The organism is Thalassotalea loyana (assembly GCF_030161435.1).
GTDB lineage: Bacteria > Pseudomonadota > Gammaproteobacteria > Enterobacterales > Alteromonadaceae > Thalassotalea_G > Thalassotalea_G loyana.
In genome coordinates, this window is record NZ_BSSV01000001.1 from 404132 (window position 1) to 424919 (window position 20788).

20 protein-coding genes are annotated in these 20788 nt (G+C 41.4%); 5 read left to right on the forward strand and 15 right to left on the reverse strand.

Annotated features, from left to right (window positions below; all coding sequences use genetic code 11):
* Positions 1-9: 9 nt before the first annotated feature.
* Positions 10-1173 (forward strand): acetyl-CoA C-acyltransferase FadA, encoded by a 1164-nt coding sequence (fadA, locus tag QQK05_RS01800; protein WP_284295660.1) that lies wholly within the window; start codon positions 10-12, stop codon positions 1171-1173.
* Positions 1174-1668: 495 nt separating this feature from the next.
* On the opposite strand, the gene QQK05_RS01805 is transcribed toward fadA, so the two are convergent.
* The 10 genes from QQK05_RS01805 to QQK05_RS01850 all read right to left on the reverse strand — a co-directional run bounded on the left by QQK05_RS01805 (position 1669) and on the right by QQK05_RS01850 (position 11065).
* Positions 1669-2334, reverse strand: coding sequence for a PEP-CTERM sorting domain-containing protein (locus QQK05_RS01805; RefSeq protein ID WP_284295661.1), 666 nt, complete (start codon positions 2332-2334; stop codon positions 1669-1671).
* Positions 2335-2553: 219 nt separating this feature from the next.
* Positions 2554-3048: a hypothetical protein gene (locus tag QQK05_RS01810; protein ID WP_284295662.1), complete on the reverse strand. Its 495-nt coding sequence runs from the start codon at positions 3046-3048 to the stop codon at positions 2554-2556.
* A 145-nt stretch (positions 3049-3193) separates the two neighbouring features.
* Entirely contained in the window at positions 3194-4186 is a 993-nt protein-coding gene (locus QQK05_RS01815) for a YeiH family protein (RefSeq protein ID WP_284295663.1), read from the reverse strand.
* A 62-nt stretch (positions 4187-4248) separates the two neighbouring features.
* Positions 4249-5121 (reverse strand): DMT family transporter, encoded by an 873-nt coding sequence (locus tag QQK05_RS01820; protein WP_284296415.1) that lies wholly within the window; start codon positions 5119-5121, stop codon positions 4249-4251.
* Between the two features lie 5 nt (positions 5122-5126).
* The gene (locus tag QQK05_RS01825; RefSeq protein ID WP_284295664.1) at positions 5127-5687 is read right to left on the reverse strand and encodes a GNAT family N-acetyltransferase; all 561 of its coding nucleotides are present in this window, start codon (positions 5685-5687) and stop codon (positions 5127-5129) included.
* A gap of 132 nt (positions 5688-5819) precedes the next feature.
* Positions 5820-6743, reverse strand: a complete 924-nt coding sequence (locus QQK05_RS01830) for a manganese-dependent inorganic pyrophosphatase (RefSeq protein ID WP_284295665.1) — start codon at positions 6741-6743, stop codon at positions 5820-5822.
* A gap of 195 nt (positions 6744-6938) precedes the next feature.
* A complete protein-coding gene (locus tag QQK05_RS01835) occupies positions 6939-7940 on the reverse strand; it encodes a cytochrome d ubiquinol oxidase subunit II (protein WP_284295666.1) in 1002 nt (333 codons plus the stop codon).
* 1 nt (position 7941) lies between these two features.
* Entirely contained in the window at positions 7942-9333 is a 1392-nt protein-coding gene (locus QQK05_RS01840; RefSeq protein ID WP_407704843.1) for a cytochrome ubiquinol oxidase subunit I, read from the reverse strand.
* Between the two features lie 30 nt (positions 9334-9363).
* Positions 9364-9906, reverse strand: coding sequence for a GbsR/MarR family transcriptional regulator (locus QQK05_RS01845; protein ID WP_284295667.1), 543 nt, complete (start codon positions 9904-9906; stop codon positions 9364-9366).
* Positions 9907-10096: 190 nt separating this feature from the next.
* Entirely contained in the window at positions 10097-11065 is a 969-nt protein-coding gene (locus QQK05_RS01850; protein ID WP_284295668.1) for a class 1 fructose-bisphosphatase, read from the reverse strand.
* A gap of 154 nt (positions 11066-11219) precedes the next feature.
* Between QQK05_RS01850 and QQK05_RS01855 the strand changes: the two genes are divergently transcribed.
* Complete coding sequence (locus tag QQK05_RS01855) at positions 11220-13634, forward strand: zinc-dependent metalloprotease (protein WP_284295669.1); 2415 nt, start codon at positions 11220-11222, stop codon at positions 13632-13634.
* Between the two features lie 76 nt (positions 13635-13710).
* Here the strand turns inward: QQK05_RS01855 and QQK05_RS01860 are convergent, their stop codons facing one another.
* Positions 13711-14625, reverse strand: a complete 915-nt coding sequence (locus QQK05_RS01860) for a DMT family transporter (RefSeq protein ID WP_284295670.1) — start codon at positions 14623-14625, stop codon at positions 13711-13713.
* 142 nt (positions 14626-14767) lie between these two features.
* Between QQK05_RS01860 and QQK05_RS01865 the strand changes: the two genes are divergently transcribed.
* Positions 14768-16234, forward strand: coding sequence for an aminotransferase-like domain-containing protein (locus QQK05_RS01865; RefSeq protein ID WP_284295671.1), 1467 nt, complete (start codon positions 14768-14770; stop codon positions 16232-16234).
* Positions 16235-16238: 4 nt separating this feature from the next.
* Positions 16239-17447: a multidrug effflux MFS transporter gene (locus tag QQK05_RS01870; RefSeq protein ID WP_284295673.1), complete on the forward strand. Its 1209-nt coding sequence runs from the start codon at positions 16239-16241 to the stop codon at positions 17445-17447.
* Between the two features lie 20 nt (positions 17448-17467).
* Here QQK05_RS01870 and QQK05_RS01875 read toward each other — a convergent pair whose 3' ends face one another.
* The 4 genes from QQK05_RS01875 to aroQ form a co-directional block, all read right to left on the reverse strand.
* Positions 17468-17650, reverse strand: a complete 183-nt coding sequence (locus tag QQK05_RS01875; protein ID WP_284295674.1) for an oxidoreductase-like domain-containing protein — start codon at positions 17648-17650, stop codon at positions 17468-17470.
* A 97-nt stretch (positions 17651-17747) separates the two neighbouring features.
* Positions 17748-19094 carry an acetyl-CoA carboxylase biotin carboxylase subunit gene (gene accC, locus QQK05_RS01880; RefSeq protein WP_284295675.1) on the reverse strand — a complete coding sequence of 449 codons (1347 nt, stop codon included), beginning with the start codon at positions 19092-19094 and terminating at the stop codon, positions 17748-17750.
* Between the two features lie 22 nt (positions 19095-19116).
* Complete coding sequence (accB, locus tag QQK05_RS01885; RefSeq protein ID WP_284295676.1) at positions 19117-19575, reverse strand: acetyl-CoA carboxylase biotin carboxyl carrier protein; 459 nt, start codon at positions 19573-19575, stop codon at positions 19117-19119.
* A gap of 13 nt (positions 19576-19588) precedes the next feature.
* Positions 19589-20053, reverse strand: coding sequence for a type II 3-dehydroquinate dehydratase (gene aroQ / locus QQK05_RS01890; protein WP_284295678.1), 465 nt, complete (start codon positions 20051-20053; stop codon positions 19589-19591).
* 290 nt (positions 20054-20343) lie between these two features.
* Here aroQ and QQK05_RS01895 point away from each other — a divergent pair, with 290 nt between their 5' ends.
* Positions 20344-20787, forward strand: a complete 444-nt coding sequence (locus QQK05_RS01895) for a substrate-binding domain-containing protein (protein WP_284295679.1) — start codon at positions 20344-20346, stop codon at positions 20785-20787.
* Position 20788 lies beyond the last annotated feature (1 nt).

Consider the following 20788-nt stretch of genomic DNA (forward strand, 5'->3'; position numbering starts at 1 on the left):
GAAAGAAAAATGAAAGAAGTCGTAATTGTCGATTGTATTCGTACCCCAATGGGTCGCTCTAAGGCTGGTGTTTTCCGTAACGTACGTGCCGAAGCCTTATCAGCTCACTTAATGCAACAGTTAGTTGTTCGCAACCCGAACTTAGATCCTGCTTTAATTGAAGACATTATCTGGGGTAATGTTAAGCAAACTAAAGAGCAAGGTTTTAACATTGCTCGTAATGCTCAGTTATTAACTGATATTCCAAAATCTACAGGTGCAGTAACGGTTAACCGCTTATGTGGTTCATCAATGCAAGCACTTCACGATGCAACAACTAACATCATGGCAGGTCAAGGTGACGTATTCATGATTGGTGGTGTTGAGCACATGGGTCACGTACCTATGATGTACGATGTAGATTTCGATCCAGCATTAAGCAAGTATATCTCACGTGCTGCAGGTAACATGGGCTTAACGGCTGAATTATTAGGTCGTCAGCACGGTGTTACTCGTGAGCAACAAGACGCATTTGGCGCACGTTCTCATCAACGTGCACATGCTGCAACAGTCGAAGGTCGTTGGGCAAACGAAATCGTAGCAACGCCAGGTCATGACGCTAATGGCGTATTAACGATGATTGAGCATGATGAAGTTATTCGTCCAGAAACGACTGCTGAATCGCTTGCCGGTTTACGCCCGGTATTTGACCCGGTAAACGGTACGGTAACAGCAGGTACTTCATCAGCATTATCTGACGGCGCTTCTGCAATGTTAGTAATGTCAGCTGATAAAGCAAAAGAGTTAGGTTTAACACCACGCGTTAAAATTCGCGGTATCGGTGTAGCAGGTTGCGATCCATCAACTATGGGTTACGGTCCAGTACCAGCTACGAAGAAAGCACTTAAGCGTGCTGGCTTATCATTAGAAGACATCGAATTAGCTGAGTTTAACGAAGCATTCTCAGCTCAAGCGTTATCATGTGTTCGCGCATTAGGCTTAGAAGACAAGATGGATGACATGATTAACCTTAACGGTGGTGCGATTGCATTAGGTCACCCATTAGGTTGTTCAGGTGCACGTATTTCAACGACATTAGTTAACTTAATGGAAGCGAAAGATGTGAACATTGGTCTTGCGACTATGTGTATTGGATTGGGACAAGGTATCGCAACAGTTTTCGAACGAGTATAAATTATGGCTAAATAGCCCATCTTCATTGTTGGGAGTGCTCATTGACATTCGTCAACTCCGCGCTCCCGCCTTGAAGCTGAACTATTTATCTCAGCATTAATAACTCGTTAAACGTTATTTTCACCTTGAACTAAAACCACTATCCATCGCAATGGATAATTTTTAAGAGCTACTTCGGTAGCTCTTTCTGTTTGTTGGAGAGCTCATTGACATTCGTCAACTCCGCGCTCCCGCCTTGAAGCTGAACTATTTATCTCAGAATTAATAACTCGTTAAACGTTATTTTCGCCTTGAACTAAAACCACTATCCATCGCAATGGATAATTTTTTAAGAGCTACTTCGGTAGCTCTTTTTGTTTGTGTGAGTGATGATTGGCACGTATAAACGATGCACTGCAGTCATGAAAATATGTTTTCTCTTTCCACAGGTAGTGCTAATGACTTTTGGATAAAAAAAACACCGCTTGGCGGTGTTTTTTTGATTGGGATAGAAGCTTATTTACGTCTTTTTACTGCCATCATTAGGCTAGCGAATAACATTAGCATCCATGTACTTGGTTCTGGTACCTTACTAAATGCAACATCTTTAAGTCTAACACCGTCGCTTGCACCATCTACCCAAACCATAAAGGCCGTGCCAATCGCTGAACCTGGAACAAAGAATAAGTCTTCAGGGTACGATAAAGCTGGTGCATCGACAAAAACATCACTGATTTCTATCTGTGTAGGCGAAAGAAAATAAGCAATTGAGAAGTTTACATCATCATCATCGCTTAGTGATGATAATAAAAAGTCGTGGATATTAACGGCCTCTGAGAACTGCAAAAGTAACCCTTCGTCTGGGTCCGTGCTGTAATCGCCAGAGTTACCACCGTCTATTTTTGAGCCATCGTTAGCACTAGACTTTACACCAATACCATTATCTCTTACTGACACACCAAAGCCATTGTCCACTAACGTCCATGGTTCTAATTGGTCTTGGTCACTGTTATAACTAGTTGTCCATGCTGAAATAGTTAAGCTAATGCCCATTTCTTCATAGGTTAGTTCAGATACGACATCGTCCGGTTGACCACTAAAATCGATAATAATTGGACTTGCGACGGCAACATTAAGGCTTAAACCCAAAACGGCGAAAATAAGGGTGCGTAAGGTGTTCATATTTATAGGAATTCTCTACTGCTAATATTAATCGTTACGGCTACAGCAATAATCGAACCAACTGGTTAACCTGTTGATTTATATGATTTATATTTTCCTTCGAACAAGAGAATATGCATAGTCGTAAAAATAGCTGACACTTATATGAGCAGCTTTTTCACAGTAGAGAACTTGGCACTCTACACGTTGAGTTTCGGTTTTTAAAAACAAGGAGGATGGTTAAAACATGATGGCAAAAGTGGCACCTGCAACGATTGACGTCTCGCCGTCGACAAAGTCCACTGCAATCATGGGGGCGATCTTAAACTTATCAAATTTGTAGTCGTATGCAGCTGATAAGCGATACAAATCTTCGGTATGACTATCATGGCCATGAATTTCTTCTTTTCCCACGCCGATACCTAACCAAATATTTTTGTGAGGGCTATACAGTGCTGAAGCAACATAGGTTTCTATACCATCGCCGTGGTGAGCATGGTTTGTTCGCTCCCATGCGACACTTGCGGCCCAGCTATGATTGAACTCATAAATATATTCTAGACCGTAACTAAAATAAGTATGGTGCTCAGTGTCTACCCCATCTAAAAAAACACCAAGAGAATGAGGGGTTTCCAATATGTGTTGGCGCTTAAATTCGTTACTTTCGTGCGTTTCCGCCCATGATGTTGAGCTGAGTATCAAAAGCATTAACAGGCAGGTAATTCGTTTTAACATGATTCGACCTTGTACATTCTGTAATGCTGACAAATGATAAGGTCTTTAAACCTAAAAACTAGATGATAAATGTAGAGTGATATTGCGAATTGTTACCAATAACGGCCGATAGGTTACTTTGTTTACATTGTATTTATCATGTCCGCTAGGACGCTATCAAGGGGAGCCCGCATAGAATAATAAAGGCGATCCAAACTGTTTCACAAACCATAAGTGCAATCGGTTTAATACCAACCGATGTTAACTGACCTAAGTTCGATTTCATCCCAATCGCCGTAATTGAAATAATTAATGCAAATTGACTGACCTGTCCAGCTGTTTCCTGGACCGCTACCGGTAAACTCAATACGGAGTTCATTGTCATAAAGACGACAAATGCAATAAGGAATAATGGAAAACCAGGAGCCTTTTGACCTAGATTATCGGTTTTACATTTTAATTTAATTACATATAAGAACACGAATACGACTGGCATCAGGAAGCTCACGCGCACTAATTTCACTAGTGCAGACATATCGCCAGTTTCTTCCGATATCGAATACCCAGCCCCTACGACCTGTGCTACATCATGTATCGTGCCGCCGAGAAAGATGCTTGTTTCAAATGCTGATAGCCCAAGACGGTCCGCAATAATCGGGTAAAGGACCATAGCAATCGTTGATAAAGAAGTAACACAAATAATTGTTAAAAGTGTATCTCGTTCTTTTTCAGGAGAATTGGGTAAAACAGCCGATATTGCCATTGCTGCGGATGCGCCACAGATGCCGACCGAACCGCCCGATAAAGCGCCTAACTCTCTTGATAACCCAAGCATTCTACTCAAGATTAAGCCGAATAATATCGTGCTAACAATGCCAACAACTAACAAGGTTACCGTAGGAAAACCGAGCGTTGATAAGTCGGTAAAGGAAATACGAAAACCAAGTAAAGCGACGCCAATTCTGAGTACTGTTGAAGCTGTAAACTCAATCCCCGCTTTGCATTTAGCGTCTTCATACAAGAAACTTAACGCAATACCAAGCAATAACGCAAAAAGCATAGCTGGTGCAGTGTAGTGCTCGGAGAGAAATAGTGCCGCTAATCCCGTAATTGTGGCAATTCCAATTCCCGGTATATTTGATGTTAATTGCTGTTTCATATTAAATATCACGTGACAGCTTGAGTGAGTTAAATTTAGGATATCCAAACATTTTGGGACCTTTATGGCAACATGACTAATACGGCAGCCGCCGCTATCAACATGAGCGCAAATAAATCTTTTTTAGGTGGTGTTTCTTTGAGCCAAAAAATAGAGATGATCATCATAAAGAATATCTCTATCTGACCTAAGGTTTTCACTAGCGGGACCGTTTGTAACGACATCGCACTGAACCAACCTAAAGAACCTAAAAAACTGGCAAGCGATGTATAGGCTACTTTTTTCTTATGGCCAGCCATTACGCGTAATTCTTCTCTATTGCGAATAAGCAAATAACTAACAAGCAAGAAGGTTTGGAGCGAGATTACCAAAAAAAGCACCCATGCCGCTCGGTGTGGGAAGGGAAGGCTAATTGCAAGCGTTGCTTCCCTTACCCAAAGGGATGTCAGCGCGAATGCTGTAGAGCATGCTAACCCTATAGCAACAGTTTTAAGCGATAAATCGGAGATCTTCTTCGGTGTTGAAAGCATCATAATCGCAATAGCACCGATTAATACACCTACCCAGCCAAAGAGTGTAAGCTGCGTACCAAAAAACAAGACACCTAAAAAGGCAGCTACGGGAGCTTCACATTTGGCAAGCCCTGCGCCAACCGCAAAATTCTTTTGTTTAAAGAGTACAACCATGAGAGAGGTTGCAATTATTTGCATAACAGCGGCTGCACAGACAAAGAAAATCGCTGATAACGAAAATGTCGGCATTGCAACGGGCTTGATTTGATATAGCGCCAATAGATAAATTAGCGCTAAAGGGCCCGCCCATAAAAACCGGGCAAGCGTTACGCCAGTAACGGATAAGTCTTTACTCAGTTGACTCTGTAGGGCATTACGACCTGCCTGACAAAAGGCGGCAAAACAGGTGAAAAAGATCCACAACATGATTAATCGACACTATCAATCGTGTGATAATAAACAACTTCCATATCTTCAAAACCTGACTCTTTGAGTACATCGGTTTTTTGATAAGTCATACCCAGCTTTTTCATGATGTTAACTGAGCCTGTATTTTCTTTTTCTGCCATTGCACTGAATTTTCGAATATCTTTATTTTGCGCTTTAAGCGCATGTGCTATCGCTTTTGCAGCTTCAGTACCATAGCCTTTCCCCCAAGAATTCTGGAAAAAACGCCAGCCAAGTTCTAAGTTATCTTCTTCAGTGGGTTGCTCATCATTAAAAAATTCCATGGGGCGAACCAATACCCAACCTAAATAGGTATTATCATCAAGCGTTTCGACCATCCATAATCCCCAGCCTTTTTCTGGGTTGGCATAGGCTTGTAAGCGCGGGATAAATCGCTCATGGATATCATCCCAAGTTGATGGTTTACCACCATTGATGTACTTCATGACTTCTGGGTCTTGATCTAAGTCGAAAAGTTGTTGTTTGTGTTCAGGTGTCATGAAAGTGAACTTCAAACGTTCAGAATTTGAAACGGTGATCATCGTCATTCCTTGTTCATTGTTATCCGGGAAAAATTGCAGGGAAGGTGAATTCTCCTACTTTTTATACATTACCTTTTTAAAGACTAAAAAGCCCGACATTTGCCGGGCTTTTCATCGATTATTTGCGCGTTGTTACGCTAAAGAATCTTGCAATGGTGGCACAACTTGCTTCTTGCGGCTCATGATCCCATCAATCCACACTTTACCGTCTACTGATGCAGCACCATAGGCTTTTTCAGTTAGGTCGTCGTTGTTGCTCACAACTAAGACTTCTGAGCCTTCTTTCATAATATCAGTAAGCACTAATAGTACACTGTGGTAATCACCTTCAGCTTTCAATGCTGCAATATCGGCTTGTAAGTCTTCTTTCATTTCATCAACAAGACCTAAGTTAATTAGCTCTAATTGACCAATACCCACTTTATTACCATGCATATTGAAGTCTTTGAAGTCACGCATAACTAAGTCACGCACCGGTGTACCTGCAACAGCCGATTTTACTTCAAACATTTCCATGCCAAGTGCTTTATAGTCTTCGATACCTGCAATTTCAGCTAATGCTTCAACACACTTAATATCTGCAGTTGTACATGTCGGCGACTTAAAGATAACGGTGTCAGACAAAATAGCACACATCATTGCACCAGCGATGTTCTTTGGAATTTCAACACCGTGGAAATCATACATCATTTTGATGATCGTATTGGTACAGCCAACTGGGCGAATCCAGCACTCTAATGGTGTAGAGGTAGTAATGTCGCCTAATTTGTGGTGGTCAATAATACCTAACACGGTTGTGTCATCTATATCGTCAGGACCTTGAATACGGTCTGAATGATCAACAACGTAAATACCGTCTGTGTCAGCAAATGTCATTTTTAATTCTGGTTGTTCGAAACCAAACTTGTCTAAAATGAATAATGTTTCTGGTGACAACTCACCTAAACGTGCTGGCTTTACGTCTTCACCGGTTTGGGTTTTTAAGTACGATAAAGCGATTGCTGAACAAATTGAGTCTGAATCAGGAACTTTGTGTCCTACAGCATATGCTGACATATATTTTTATCTCCAAGCACCATAATACCAATTGAATTAATTAGTTGCTCTGCACGTATGATAGGGTGTCGAACCGACTAAATAATTACTTTACTGGGTGTAAATTGTTAATTGGCGCGTATTCTAACAAAAAAAATAGATCAGAGTAAATTTTACGCTGACCTATTTTTGATACACAAGAACGTTGTGGCATAACTAATACGACAATTTACTCGTTTTTCCCCAGAAAACTTTATAAGCGAAAATTGTGTAGCCAATTATCATGGGTAATACAATCATAGAACCGATGAAAATTACCATTAGTGAATCACGTGCACTTGCTGCCTGGTATATGTCGAGCTGCATTGGCACAATGTACGGAAAGTAGCTGTATGCAAGACCTGCAAAACATAGTAGGAAAATACAGACACCACAGGCAAAGGGGTACCAGCACCCTAAGTCATTTTCAAAAGGCACTTTCTTCAAATAAATGTGCGTCGTAACAAACATAAAGCCAAATAGAATAGTCAATGGCACAAGTAAGATAACTTGAGGAAAGCTTAACCACTTGTCCATGACCGACGCGTCAAACAGTAAGTTAGCACTCGATACAGCGATAATGCCTATTGCTAGAAAAATGTTGGAAATCATTGCCCATCTCGCTGCGCGCTTTTGTAATTCCCCTTCACTTTTCATCACGAGCCAAGTCGCGCCAATAAAGCTGTAAGCTGCTGTTACACAAACGGCGGATAACACACAAAATGCGAGGGCGAATGTTGAGTCACTAAACCCCGTCACGTATCGACCAAGCATATAGCCTTGGCAAAGGGTTGCGATTAAAGAGCCGGCTTTGAACGCTAAATCCCATTGTGCTTTGTTTTTACTTGGCGCTTTTGTCCTAAAATCAAAAGACACGCCACGCAAGATTAAGCCTGCAAGCATCAGCGCCGTGGGTAAATAGAGGGCTTGAAAAATAATCGAATGTGCTTTTGGAAAAGCAATTAATATTAGGCCTATTGCGAGAACTAACCAGGTCTCATTGGCATCCCAAAATGGGCCAATTGAATAAATCATGCTGTCTCGTTGCGACTGGCTATCAAAAGGCAGCAACACACCAACTCCCAGGTCATAGCCGTCTAATATCGCGTACACGACTAGAGACAGGCCAGTCAAAGCAATAAATACGACAGGTAGCCAATCTACAGTTACTTCATTCATGTTAACTCTCCATCGCTGGTTGATTGTTATTTAGTATTGGTGATTTAGCGGTTGGTTCATCACCTTGCTCTAACTTAACTGCTCTATCGGCCATTACATAAAGTGTTCTGATGTAAGCAATCAGTAGAAAAACGTAAAGGGCAATATACAGTGTTAGTGATAATGCGATATGTTCAGCCGGTGTACTTGTGACGGCATCTTTTGTTTTTAAAACACCAGTCACTAAATATGGCTGTCGACCAATTTCTGTGACATACCAGCCAGCTAAGGTTGCAACCCAGCCAGAGAAGGTCATCACAACGAGCAATCTTAACGACCACGTAGGGTATTGTTTTTTAATGACAAACAAATAACTACAAAGCCATGCACACAGCAACATCGCCATGCCAATACCTACCATGACACGAAAGCTAAAAAATACAGGAGCAACGGGAGGGTGCTCATCAATAAATTCGTTTAGCCCTTTTATTTCACCATGTGGGTCATGGGTTAAAATGACACTAGCCATATAAGGAATCGCTACTTCAAAATGGTTTTCTCTCGTTTCTTCATCAGGAATAGCAAATAGCAAAAGAGGTGCACCTTTTTCTGTTTCCCAAACACCTTCCATTGCCGCGACTTTAGCGGGCTGATGTTTGAAGGTATTCAGACCATGCAAGTCACCAACAAAAATTTGTAAAGGGATGATGATGGCAGCAAACAACACTGAAAAGTTAAGGGCATACTTTACTGAGTCTTTATTATCACCTTTAAGCAGCCGATACGCTGAGATACCTGAGATTAAAAAGGCTGCTGTTAACGCAGAGGCCAGTACCATATGAGCGAGGCGGTAAGGCATTGAAGGGTTAAATACTACGTCGAACCAACTTGTCACATAAGCAACACCATCGCGCATTTCAAACCCAGCAGGAGTTTGCATCCAAGAGTCTAACGCTAAAATCCAAAAGGCAGATAAGCTCGTTCCTATGGCGACCAGTAATGTCGCTAGCGTATGAACGCGGTTTGACACTCTGTCCATGCCAAATAACATGATGGATAAGAATGAAGCTTCAAGGAAGAAAGCCGTTAATACTTCATAGCCGAGCAGTGGACCGGCGATGTTACCTACGGTTTCCATGTAACCAGGCCAGTTAGTACCAAACTGGAACGACATCGTAATACCGCTAACGACGCCAATCGCAAAGGTTAAAGCAAAGATCCTGACCCAAAAACGATAAACTTTGAGCCAACTTTGATCTTGGGTTTGGTTAAATCGAATTTTGAAGAAAAGTAATACCCAACAAAGGGCAATATTGATTGTCGGAAATAAAATGTGAAAGCTAATGTTGGCAGCAAATTGAATGCGTGACAGCATTAAGCTCATTTCATGGGTTGTATTAAAAAACTCTAACATCGCCACCTCCAAGGTGGATTAACTAAGAAACTAAGACTTTAATAGCTTGTCTTTGACGTCGAGTATTTTGCTGATACCCTCGCCAAGTTTTAACAAAGCAGATAACTTTTCAGAAGACATATTTTGAAGCTCGTTTGACCACAAGATGACCATTTCCATTAGGTCATGCATTTCTTGAATGCGCTTTTGCGCGTATTGGTCTGCTTCGTTGCTCGGCTCAGACATTAATGCATCACGTAATGTCGTTAATGTTGGGTCAAGCTCACGTTTTCGACGTTCAACAACAAGTGTTCTCGCGATTTCCCATACATCACTAGGTGCGGAAAAGTACTCTTTTCGATCACCTTGTATGTGCTGTAACTTGATCAGGTTCCATGCTTTTAGCTCTTTTAAACCCATTGATACGTTTGAACGGGAGATTTGTAACGCTTCACTAATTTGGTCAGCATTTAATGGCTCTTCAGTGAGAACAATGAGCGCATACATTTGGCCCAACGTTCTGTTTAGGCCCCAGCGAGAGCCCATTTCGCCAAAATGTAAAACCAATGACTGTGTGATTTGAGTTGTCTTCATTTTATTGATTTCTGAATTTTCAGTAATTTCTGAAAATTGTAAAACTTATTTGTTCTATGTCAACAAAATGTGAAGTTTTTGTGGTTGATTTTTGATCTAACAGTCGTTGGCGATGGATAAATTTATTTACAGGCATAAAAAAAGGGTTAGCAAACATCTTGCTAACCCTTTGAATTTTTTAATGGTTGATTTACTTGTAATAAGATAAACAAGTATCAACTTCATTGCGTGAGCCCATGATAACTTCGACGCGTTGGTGAATATCTGTTGGTTCGATATCCATGATAGGGCCTTGACTCGTCATCGCTTTACCACCAGCTTGCTCAACTAAGAAACTCATTGGATTAGCTTCATACATCAAACGTAACTTGTATGGTTTGTTCGGGTTTTTATTGTCCGTAGGGTAAGTAAAAATACCGCCACGTGTTAATACGCGATGAATATCACCGACCATTGCCGCTATCCAACGCATGTTAAAGTATTCACCACGAGGGCCTGATTCGCCTGCAACTAAATCATTAATGTAGTTCTGCATAGGCTTTTCCCAAAAACGTTGGTTTGACATATTAATGGCAAATTCACGCGTATCAGCAGGCACTTGTACATTACGCTCAACAAGTAAATAACCACCATGTGTTCTATCTAGTACATAGAAATGAGTTCCGCTACCAGTTGTCATCACTAACATTGTTGAAGGGCCATACAGGACATAGCCAGCACATACTTGCTTACGGCCAGCTTGTTTAAATTGGTCAGGGTTGTCAGCAGCCATATCAGGAATAGCTTCATGGATTGAGAAAATCGTGCCAATTAACGAGTTAATGTCGATATTCGAGCTACCATCTAATGGGTCAAAAGAGACAATAAATTTACCATGCTCTTCGCCTGCAACTGAGGTGTCCTCTTCCTCTGATGAAATAGCCTTAACAAAACCTGACTCAAGAAGAATGTCTTTAATTAGCTCGTTTGCTACAACATCTAATTGTTTTTGAACTTCACCTTGAATGTTTTCATCAAGTGTAGAGCCCATTAAACCACCTAAGTGTGCTTGGCTAACACGGAAAGAGATTTCTTTGGTCGCCGCAAGTATGGTTTTAATTAAAGAGATCAAATCTAGAGGAACATTATCTTCACGTAACGCTGGGGCTAGTCGTTGCATCTTGGTACCTAATTGCCGTAGAGTGATGTAAATTAGCTCACGTAAATTTACCGTTCATTAAAAATGATCAAATTTACTGAAAGCTTTCAAAAAAAATTACAAAAAATTATACAGAATTCACTCACCGATTTCAGTAAAAATAATAGGGAAACACATGAAATTTATTCGTCTATTTGCGTTGTTCCTCAGTGTCTTGGCATTGAATGTACATGCAAAAACGTCATTTAACGATTTCGTCAAAGGTAAAGACCATCATCAGGGGTATTTTGACTTCTACGTCGATAACACAACTGGCAAGGTTTACCTCTCCATTGATAAGTTAAACCAAGAGTTTTTATTTCAAAGCAGCTTGCCAAAAGGTGTTGGCTCAAATGATATTGGTTTAGATCGTGGCCAATTAGGTGATACTCGTATCGTAAGGTTTGAACGTGTCGGTGATAAGGTGTTTTTGAGGCAGGTTAATACCTATTATCGAGCAAATTCCGATAATGAGTTAGAACGACAGGCGATTGACGAGGCGTTTGCGAGCTCAATTATTTGGGGTTTTAAAGTCGCTCAAGATGGCGAAGGTACGGTGTTGGTCGATTACACGCCGTTCTTGTTATCCGATATCCATCAAGTGTCTAATCGTTTATCTCAAACGAAACAAGGGAGTTTTAAAGTCGATAAGTCTCGCAGTGCCTTCTATAAAAAACGCTCTAAAGCGTTTCCAAAGAATACCGAATTAGAAGCAACAGTCACATTTGTTGGAAAGGGGACTGGTCAATATATTCGTTCGGTTTCGCCTGAACCTAATGCTGTGAGTGTCAATATGCATCACTCTTTGATTGCTTTACCTGACGCTGGCTACAAAACTCGAGCTTTCCACCCTTTCAGTGGTTTCTGGTCAGTAGAGCATGCTGACTACGCGTCGGCGATTGAAGAAGATATGATCAAACGCGTTATCCCTCGCCATCGTTTAACGAAGAAAAATCCTAATGTTGCGGTTAGTGAAGCGGTTGAACCGATTGTTTACTATTTAGATGCTGGTGTGCCAGAGCCTGTGAAAAGCGCGTTGATAGACGGCGCAATGTGGTGGGATCAGGCATTTGAAGCGGCTGGCTATAGGAATGCATTCCAGGTCAAAATGCTGCCAGCAGATGCAGACCCTATGGATGTTCGTTATAACGTGATTCAGTGGGTTCATCGCGCAACTCGTGGCTGGTCATATGGCGCCTCCGTGATAGATCCTCGTACAGGTGAAATCTTAAAAGGTCATGTGACATTAGGATCATTGCGTGTGCGACAAGATTACCTCATTGCGCTTGGACTAACCTCTCCGTTTAAGGGGGAGAATTCAGATACCTCACCAATGAAAGAAATGGCGCTTGCCCGTATTCGTCAATTATCTGCTCATGAAGTGGGTCATACGTTAGGAATCGCACATAACTTTGCAGCTAGTGTAAATAACCGAGCTTCTGTTATGGATTACCCACACCCATTAGTCCTGCTTAATAAAGGGAAAGTAGACTTATCACAGGCTTATGATGACAAAATAGGTGATTGGGATAAGTTTGTTATTGCTTATGGATATGGTGATTATGCGCCAGAACAAGAAGCAGATGTATTGGCAAAGCTGGTTGAACAAGCCCAAACAAAAGGGCTGCAGTATATTTCTGATCCTGACGCTCGACCTCGTTCAGGCGGACATGCGACAGCGCATTTATGGGACAATGGTGAGAGTGCGACGCAAGAGCTAGATAGAATGATGGAAGTGCGTGAGCATGCGTTACGCAATTTAGGGATTAACTCGATAGCAAAGGGCACACCGCTTTCTGAAATTGAGCAAGTGCTAGTCCCTATCTATAACTTCCATCGTTTCCAAGTTGAAGCTGCTGTTAAGCTTATTGCTGGCGTTAATTATCACTATGAAGTAAAAGGTGAGCAAAAAGTTAAAGGGGTAAGCCAAGTAGACGGTAAAGCTCAGCAAGCTGCACTAACTGCGTTACTAAAAACCTTGGATGCCAACTCACTTACATTACCAGAGTCGTTAATTAAGTTAATTCCTCCAAAAGCCTATGGTTACAGTCGTAACCGCGAAAGTTTCACATCAAATACAGGCCTAACCTTTGATCCGGTTACCGCAGCACAAGCTAACGCAAAGCACACGTTATCTTTACTACTCAATCAAGGCCGATTAGCGCGGCTTGCTCAACACCATAGGTTTGACGATGATGTGCCAAGCGTAAATGATCTATTAACGCAATTATTGGCGCAAACGGTTAAGCAAAAGCCGGGTAAAGGATTGTCGGTATTGGTTCAACAACGAATTAACCAAGAGGTTGTCGAGCAACTATTGACGCTTTGGCATAGCGCTAATACGGTAATTGAAGTTAAAGCTGACGTTTATAAAACCTTAACAGGGCTGGCGGCGTGGTTGGAAGATAAAGCCGATGATCGCAAATATAAAGCAATGTCTGCTCAGTTCACGTTACTTAATATGATGATTAAATCGAGCCTAGAAAGTAACAACCGTATCCAAGAAGCGAACAAGTTACGCTTACCACCTGGCTCACCAATCGGTCAGTAATATAGATAAAAAGAAAAAACGGCATGACGGGAAGGATAGTCATGCCGTGTGCTGATCAAATGAGGTTTAGCACAAATTAAACTTTGACTGGTGTTGGTTTGTCCAACTGTTTTAACGATAGTTTGGGTTTAGCCAACACCACAATGTTTCCAACCATAATCGCGATAAAGCCAACAACGGTGTACGTATTCCATTCGAAGCCTTCGACAAATGTTGAAATAACAACCGCTACTGCAGGGAACATAATGGTTGAATATGATGCTTTGTGTGCCCCAATATTGCCAAGCAAGGTGAGGTAACAGCCAAACGCAATTACAGAACCGAAAATTGATAAATAAAACAATGAAATCAGGTAGCTAGGCTCTGTAGATATGGTGAACTCAATACCTTGAACCATTGCGATAATCGCCATAAATAATGTGCCGTACATCATGCCCCATGCATTCGATTGAACGATTGGAAGTTGCTTATTTTTATTCAAAATAGAAATCATATTGCCGGCTGACGCACACATAGTACCGATGAAACATAAACCAAGGCCTAGCAAGGTTTTATCACTCAACGATAAATGTTCTATTTGTGGCCAAAACAGTGTCACTATACCAATTAACCCCAGTGCTCCACCGATATAGGTTTGGCTTGAAATTTTTGTGTTAAACCAAATACGAGAATTGATGATGTTCAAAATCATGATGGTTGAAAACGCAATACATGTTAGCGCCGAATTAATATGACTTTGCGCCATATATAAAAAGTAATAATTTGCACCAAATAATGTCATGCCAAATACCGCAATTTGCATATGCTGACGGATGTTCATTGATAAATCGAGTTTCTTCCATTTACAAAAAGCGAATAACACAAGTGCCGCAAGGCCAAAGCGGTAGACTAGTGAAGCTTCAGTCGCAACATCGCCTAATTGGTAATTAATTGCGATCCATGTCGAGCCCCAGATCAACACAGTGATGATATATAAAGCGGTGTTATTCATTTCTACTCTCCTTGGTTGGGCTAAGTATAGCGAGCACACATTGATGAGGATGTGTTACTTAGCGATCAAAAGATATTGCATAGGATATCGAGTTTTTGTTTTAATAACATATACAGAAAAACGAAAATGAGACCTATACAGTTTGCGAGTTTTAGACCGAGAAGCGAATGCCTTTTTATATCAACAGGTTATCGATTTTGTAGAGCAACAATATCAGCAAGGCTTATTAAAAGCGGGAGATAAATTACCGAGTTTGCGTAAGTTGAGTCAGCAATTTGGTATTAGTGTGCCAACAGTAAAGCAGGCTTATATAGAGCTGGAACGACGAGGCCAAGTGCAAGCTAGACCACAATCTGGCTACTATGTAAAAGCGACGACAGCTAAAACCCTGTTACCGATGCGAAACAAATGGGCTGGTGCTAACCCTGTTGAAGTGAACTGTCGAAGCTTAATTGAGCAGGTATACGACGCTATTCATATTCCAGATACTGTTGCCCTGGGGATTTCAAACCCAATTAAAGTTCAAGCGCCAGACAAAACACTAGCGCGATTAATGCGTAAGGTGTTGTCACAAGTCTCGGACAAAGCGGTTAGTTATGGGCCCGTTAATGGTGATCAGAAGCTTCGCATGCAGCTTGCTTATCGCTATCAAGAGCAAGGTGTGCAAGTTAACTTCGAAGATATTGTTATTACATGTGGCGCTCAAGAGGCAATATCTATCGCACTGCAATGTGTTGCTCAAAAAGGTGATGTTATTGCAATAGAGTCACCGTGCTATTTTGGCATCACCGAACTTATTGAAACGCTCGGTATGAAAGCGGTAGAAATTTACACCTGCCCGGAACAAGGAATTTGTTTAGAAGAATTAGAGCAGAGCATCGCCGAACATAACATCCAAGCATGTGTTTTCTCTACGGCAATTAATAACCCGTTAGGTTCAAAAATGCCAGATGAAAAACGCGCTAAACTGGTCGAGTTAATTGAACGTTATCAAGTACCGTTGATTGAAGATGATGTGTATGGTGAATTGTATTTTTCTGGCGAAAAACCTAAACCAGCTCAGCTTTTTTCAACGGAAGGATTAGTGATGACGTGCTCGTCGTTTTCTAAAACGGCAGCGCCAGGTTATCGCGTAGGGTATTTGTTACCCGGTAAATACGAAGAAGAAGCAAAGCGAATCAAACGAGCACAATCTTGTTCAACGGCGATGTTACCGCAATGGACGTTGACGGAATATGTATTATCCGGTGACTATGATAGGCATTTACTGACACTGCGTAAAAAACTCATGTATAATTGTGAGCGCATGCGTTGTGCGATCGCACAATATTTTCCAAAAGACGTATGCATTAGCCAACCACAAGGAGGAAGTGTCCTTTGGGTTCGATGCTCTTCAAAAGTGAATACGAGTGATTTCTTTCAACAGGCAATTGATGCTGGCGTAAGCTTTGCGCCTGGCGTTATTTTCTCTCCCTCAGGGAAATATCATAACTATATGCGCATTAGTTTTGGTGTCGAGTGGGATAACAAAGTCGAACAGGCAATCAAGACATTAGGTGAGATAATTCACCAACATTATCAAAAGTATCAATTGATCTACGAGGATTAATTTCATGGCAAAAGCAGGCGAAAATTCGCTAAAAAGTTTGATCATTCTATTGGCAAGTGTGATGGCATTGTCGCCACTTGCGATCGACCTTTATTTGCCTGCAATGCCGATAATGGCTCAAGATTTCTCGACAACTATGCCCATGATGCAAAATACCTTAAGTATTTATTTACTGGGTTATGCATCGGGCCTAGTGTTATTTGGACCTTTATCCGACATTAGCCCGAGAAGGACGCTGGTTATCTTGGGTGTATTAGGGTTTTTGGTCTGTAGTTTTGCGCAAATTTTTAGCCAAAGTATAGAAATGTTCTTTGCCTTACGCTTTGCACAGGCGTTTGTCATCTCCGCTGCTATTGTCGTGATACCTGCAACCATTAAAGAGTATTACGGTAAAAACACCGCGAAAGGCTTGTCATACGTATCGATGGTGATGATGTTGGCACCCATGATTGCACCAACCATTGGCAGCGTTTTACTTTCGATTAGTGGCTGGCAGTTAATATTCATTGTGTTGACAAGTTACGCGTTCGTAATGTTTGTTCTGGTTATTCGATATATGCCAGAGAAAAAAGAGTTAGCTACGACAAAGCAATCGTTGGAGTTTTTTAGTCGTTATAAATTGGTTTTTGCTCGCAAAAAAGCACGTGTTGATTTGATTACTTCAATGACTGTATCACTGGCATTTTTTAGCTACATAACCGCTATTCCCTTTGTATACTTAACCGTTTATGGCACGTCTGAGTTTGAATTTAGCGTATTGTTTGGTTCTGTGGTTTTTGCATTAATGAGCGCCCACTTTATCAATGCAAGACTCGTGGGGCGATTCGGTTCGCGCGCAATGCTTAATGCTGGCATGTTGGTAGCAGTAATTTTTTCAACGGCCTTAATGTTAGTGACTTTAGCGAATGGACCTATTGAATTTTTTGTCGGCACATTGCTGCCGTTAATGGGAAGCTTATCGATTATTGCTGCAAATGCCGATGCGCTGGTTTATTCGCGTTTTAAACAGCATTTAGGTACTGCAACAGCAGTTATAGGGGTCTTACGATTTGGTGTAGGCGCACTAGCAGGCCCTATTTTGGCATTCTTTCACAACGGTACGTCAATCGTATTTGCAAGCTTAATGTTTACTTGCATCGCGTTAATAGTGATGCTTCAGTTACCTTCTAATATGAAACGAGTTAAGCAACGACAAGCGCTCAAAATTTCATAGAAAACTATCTGAAAAGCCAACTACCCTAGTAGGTTAGTTGAGAGAAGGTTGTCTTGGCCTTTTAATTTAGCTTGTTGCTCTCGCCAAGCTCTCATTTTTGCATTGTAAGCGTCCCAAACACATGGGTTACATGCACCACCGCCACAACAGTCATCATCTGCTGGTTGGGTTGGTTTTTCAATGATTTCTTCTGAGTTAGGCATAGCATCAATCTTATAACGTTGGGATGTGTAGGATATAAAAAAATGGGGCTAGAGTAAATTTACTCTAGCCCCATTTATTCTTGTGATAAGCAAAAATCTATTCTTGCTCAGCTAACTTCTTCTCTAAGTAATGAATGTTAGCACCACCGCTTACAAAGCCTTCATCATTTAAGATGTCTTGATGTAATGCGATGTTGGTTTTGATACCGTCAACAACAAGCTCATTTAAGGCATTGCGCATACGTGCAATGGCAACATCACGGTTATCACCGTAAGTAATTAACTTACCAACCATTGAGTCGTAGTGTGGCGGAACCGAGTAATCAGCATAAATATGAGAATCCCAACGAATACCCATACCACCAGCAGGGTGGAAACGCGTGATCTTACCTGGTGAAGGAATAAATGTACGTGGATCTTCCGCGTTTATACGACACTCAATCGCATGACCAGAAATCTTAATATCATCTTGTGTGTAAGATAACGGCTGACCAGCAGCAACACGTAATTGCTCCTTGATTAAGTCAACACCAGTGATCATCTCAGTCACAGGATGCTCTACTTGAATACGCGTATTCATTTCAATGAAGTAGAACTCGCCATTTTCGTATAAGAATTCAAACGTACCTGCACCGCGATAATCAATCTCGATACATGCACGGCAACAGCGTTCACCAATTTGCTTACGCATTTCTGGTGTGATACCTGGTGCAGGTGCTTCTTCAACAACTTTTTGGTGACGACGCTGCATTGAACAGTCACGCTCACCTAAGTGAATCGCACCACCTTGGCCATCAGCAATAACTTGAATTTCAACGTGACGTGGGTTTTCAAGGAATTTTTCCATGTAAACCATATCATTGTTGAATGCTTGACGAGCTTCAGTTTTCGTTAACTGGATTGATTCAAGCAATTCGCTTTCTTCGCGAACTACTCGCATACCACGACCACCGCCGCCGCCAGAAGCTTTGATGATTACCGGGTAACCAATTCGCTTACCGTGTGCAAGGTTAGCTTCATCATCGTCTGTTAATGGACCATCTGAACCTGGTACACAAGGAACGCCAGCTTGTTTCATTGCTTGAATTGCAGCAACTTTATCACCCATGATGCGAATGCTTTCCGCTTTAGGGCCAATAAATGTGAAACCTGATTGCTCTACTTGTTCTGCAAAGTCTGCGTTTTCCGCTAGGAAGCCGTAACCAGGGTGAATAGCTGTAGCATTTGTAACTTCTGCCGCCGTAATGATGCTTGGAATATCCAAGTAACTTTCAGTTGCAGGTGGCTTACCAATACAAATCGTTTCATCAGCTAATAAAACGTGCTTTAAATTGCGGTCTGCAGTTGAATGCACCGCGACTGTTTTAATGCCAAGCTCTTTACATGCGCGTAAAATACGAAGTGCAATTTCACCTCGGTTGGCAATAACAACTTTTTCTAACATGGAATTACCCTCAGTGTTGGGCTTATTCAATGATGAATAGCGGTTGATCGAATTCAATAGCGTCTTCGTTCTGCGCTAAGATTTCTTTGATAACGCCAGATTTGTCAGCTTCAATTTGGTTCATCATTTTCATTGCTTCAACTATACATAATGTATCACCTGCATTTACGTGCTGGCCTACTTCAACGAATGCTGCTGCATCAGGTGATGCGGCTGAGTAGAAAGTACCGACCATTGGTGAACGAACAACGTGACCAGAAATAGCTGCAGGCGCGCTTGCTGCTGGTGCTTCTGCAACAGGTGCCGCTGCTGGAGCAGCAGCTGGAGCTGCCATTACAGGTGCCGCTTGCATTACTGGTTGAGCAATAGCAGTGCCGCCTTTGTTGATGCGAATTGATTCTTCACCTTCAGAAATTTCAATTTCGCTGATACCAGATTCTTCAACCAGCTCGATTAATTTCTTAATTTTACGAATATCCATTGGAACACCTTTGTTAGTTTTGTTTGGTTTTCTGCGTTGTTAAAAAGTTTACGGCGAAATCAAGGGCAAATTCATAACCTTTATGACCAAGACCGCAGATAACTCCTTGAGCAACGTCAGATAAATATGACTGATGCCTAAACGTTTCACGAGCGTGCACATTTGAAAGGTGAACTTCTATAAACGGTATGTTTACCGATAATAAAGCATCACGCAGTGCTACACTTGTATGGGTGAAAGCAGCAGGATTAATAATAATAAAATCAACTTGATTGAAACTGTTGTGGATGGCATCGATTAACACATGCTCAGCATTTGATTGAACGTGGCTTAATGACACGTTGAAATGCGCAGCTTGCGTCGTTAATTGTTCGATAATGTCATCTAGTGATAAAGCACCATAAATGCCAGGTTCTCGTTTTCCTAGCATGTTTAAGTTCGGGCCGTTTAGCACTAAAATGTTAAATTTTGCGTCCATCTTTAGTTATCTTTCATCAAATTGAAGGTAAACTCATCATTGCATAGTTTATGATGGTTTTACAATTTCTTTGTTGTCGAATTTTGTTAATCCGCAATTTTAGCAACACATTATAGTGTTTTCGCAGAAATTAGCAGTAAAATACTGGTCTGATGACGTATAGCTAAGAAAAACGAGCTTTTTTTTTAAAATCCGCTACACTTACAAATGATTAACAAGTACGGTAAGTGGCTTTAATATCAGCAATTTACCGAGTTTCCGACCTTGTAGGATTTGCGCATGTAAGCGTTATGAAGAGTAAGGGACTAACTATCAAACATTTATGCCTTTTAATATTGCTCGTAGTGGGGGCTTTTTGTAGCCGTGCGGAAGCAGCTTATGTTGTTTCCCATCCTGCTGTTGAAACGAAGCAATTAACGACCGCTCAGCTGCGACGTATTTATACGATGCGACAAACGACTTGGCCTGATGGCCAAGGTATTGTTGTTTACACGTTGCCCAGCTCCCATCCAACACATCAAGAGTTCACAAAGACAGAGTTGAAAATCTTTCCCTATCAACTCGATAAAATGTGGATCAAATTGACATTCTCTGGTCTAGCTCAACCACCAGTAAAGGTTAACAGTATGGAAGAATTGATTGAGGCGGTTAAGTCCACTCCCGGTGCTATTGGTTATGTTGATAAAAGCTCACCATTAGATGGACTAAACGTGATTGCAAAGGAGGCAAAATAAT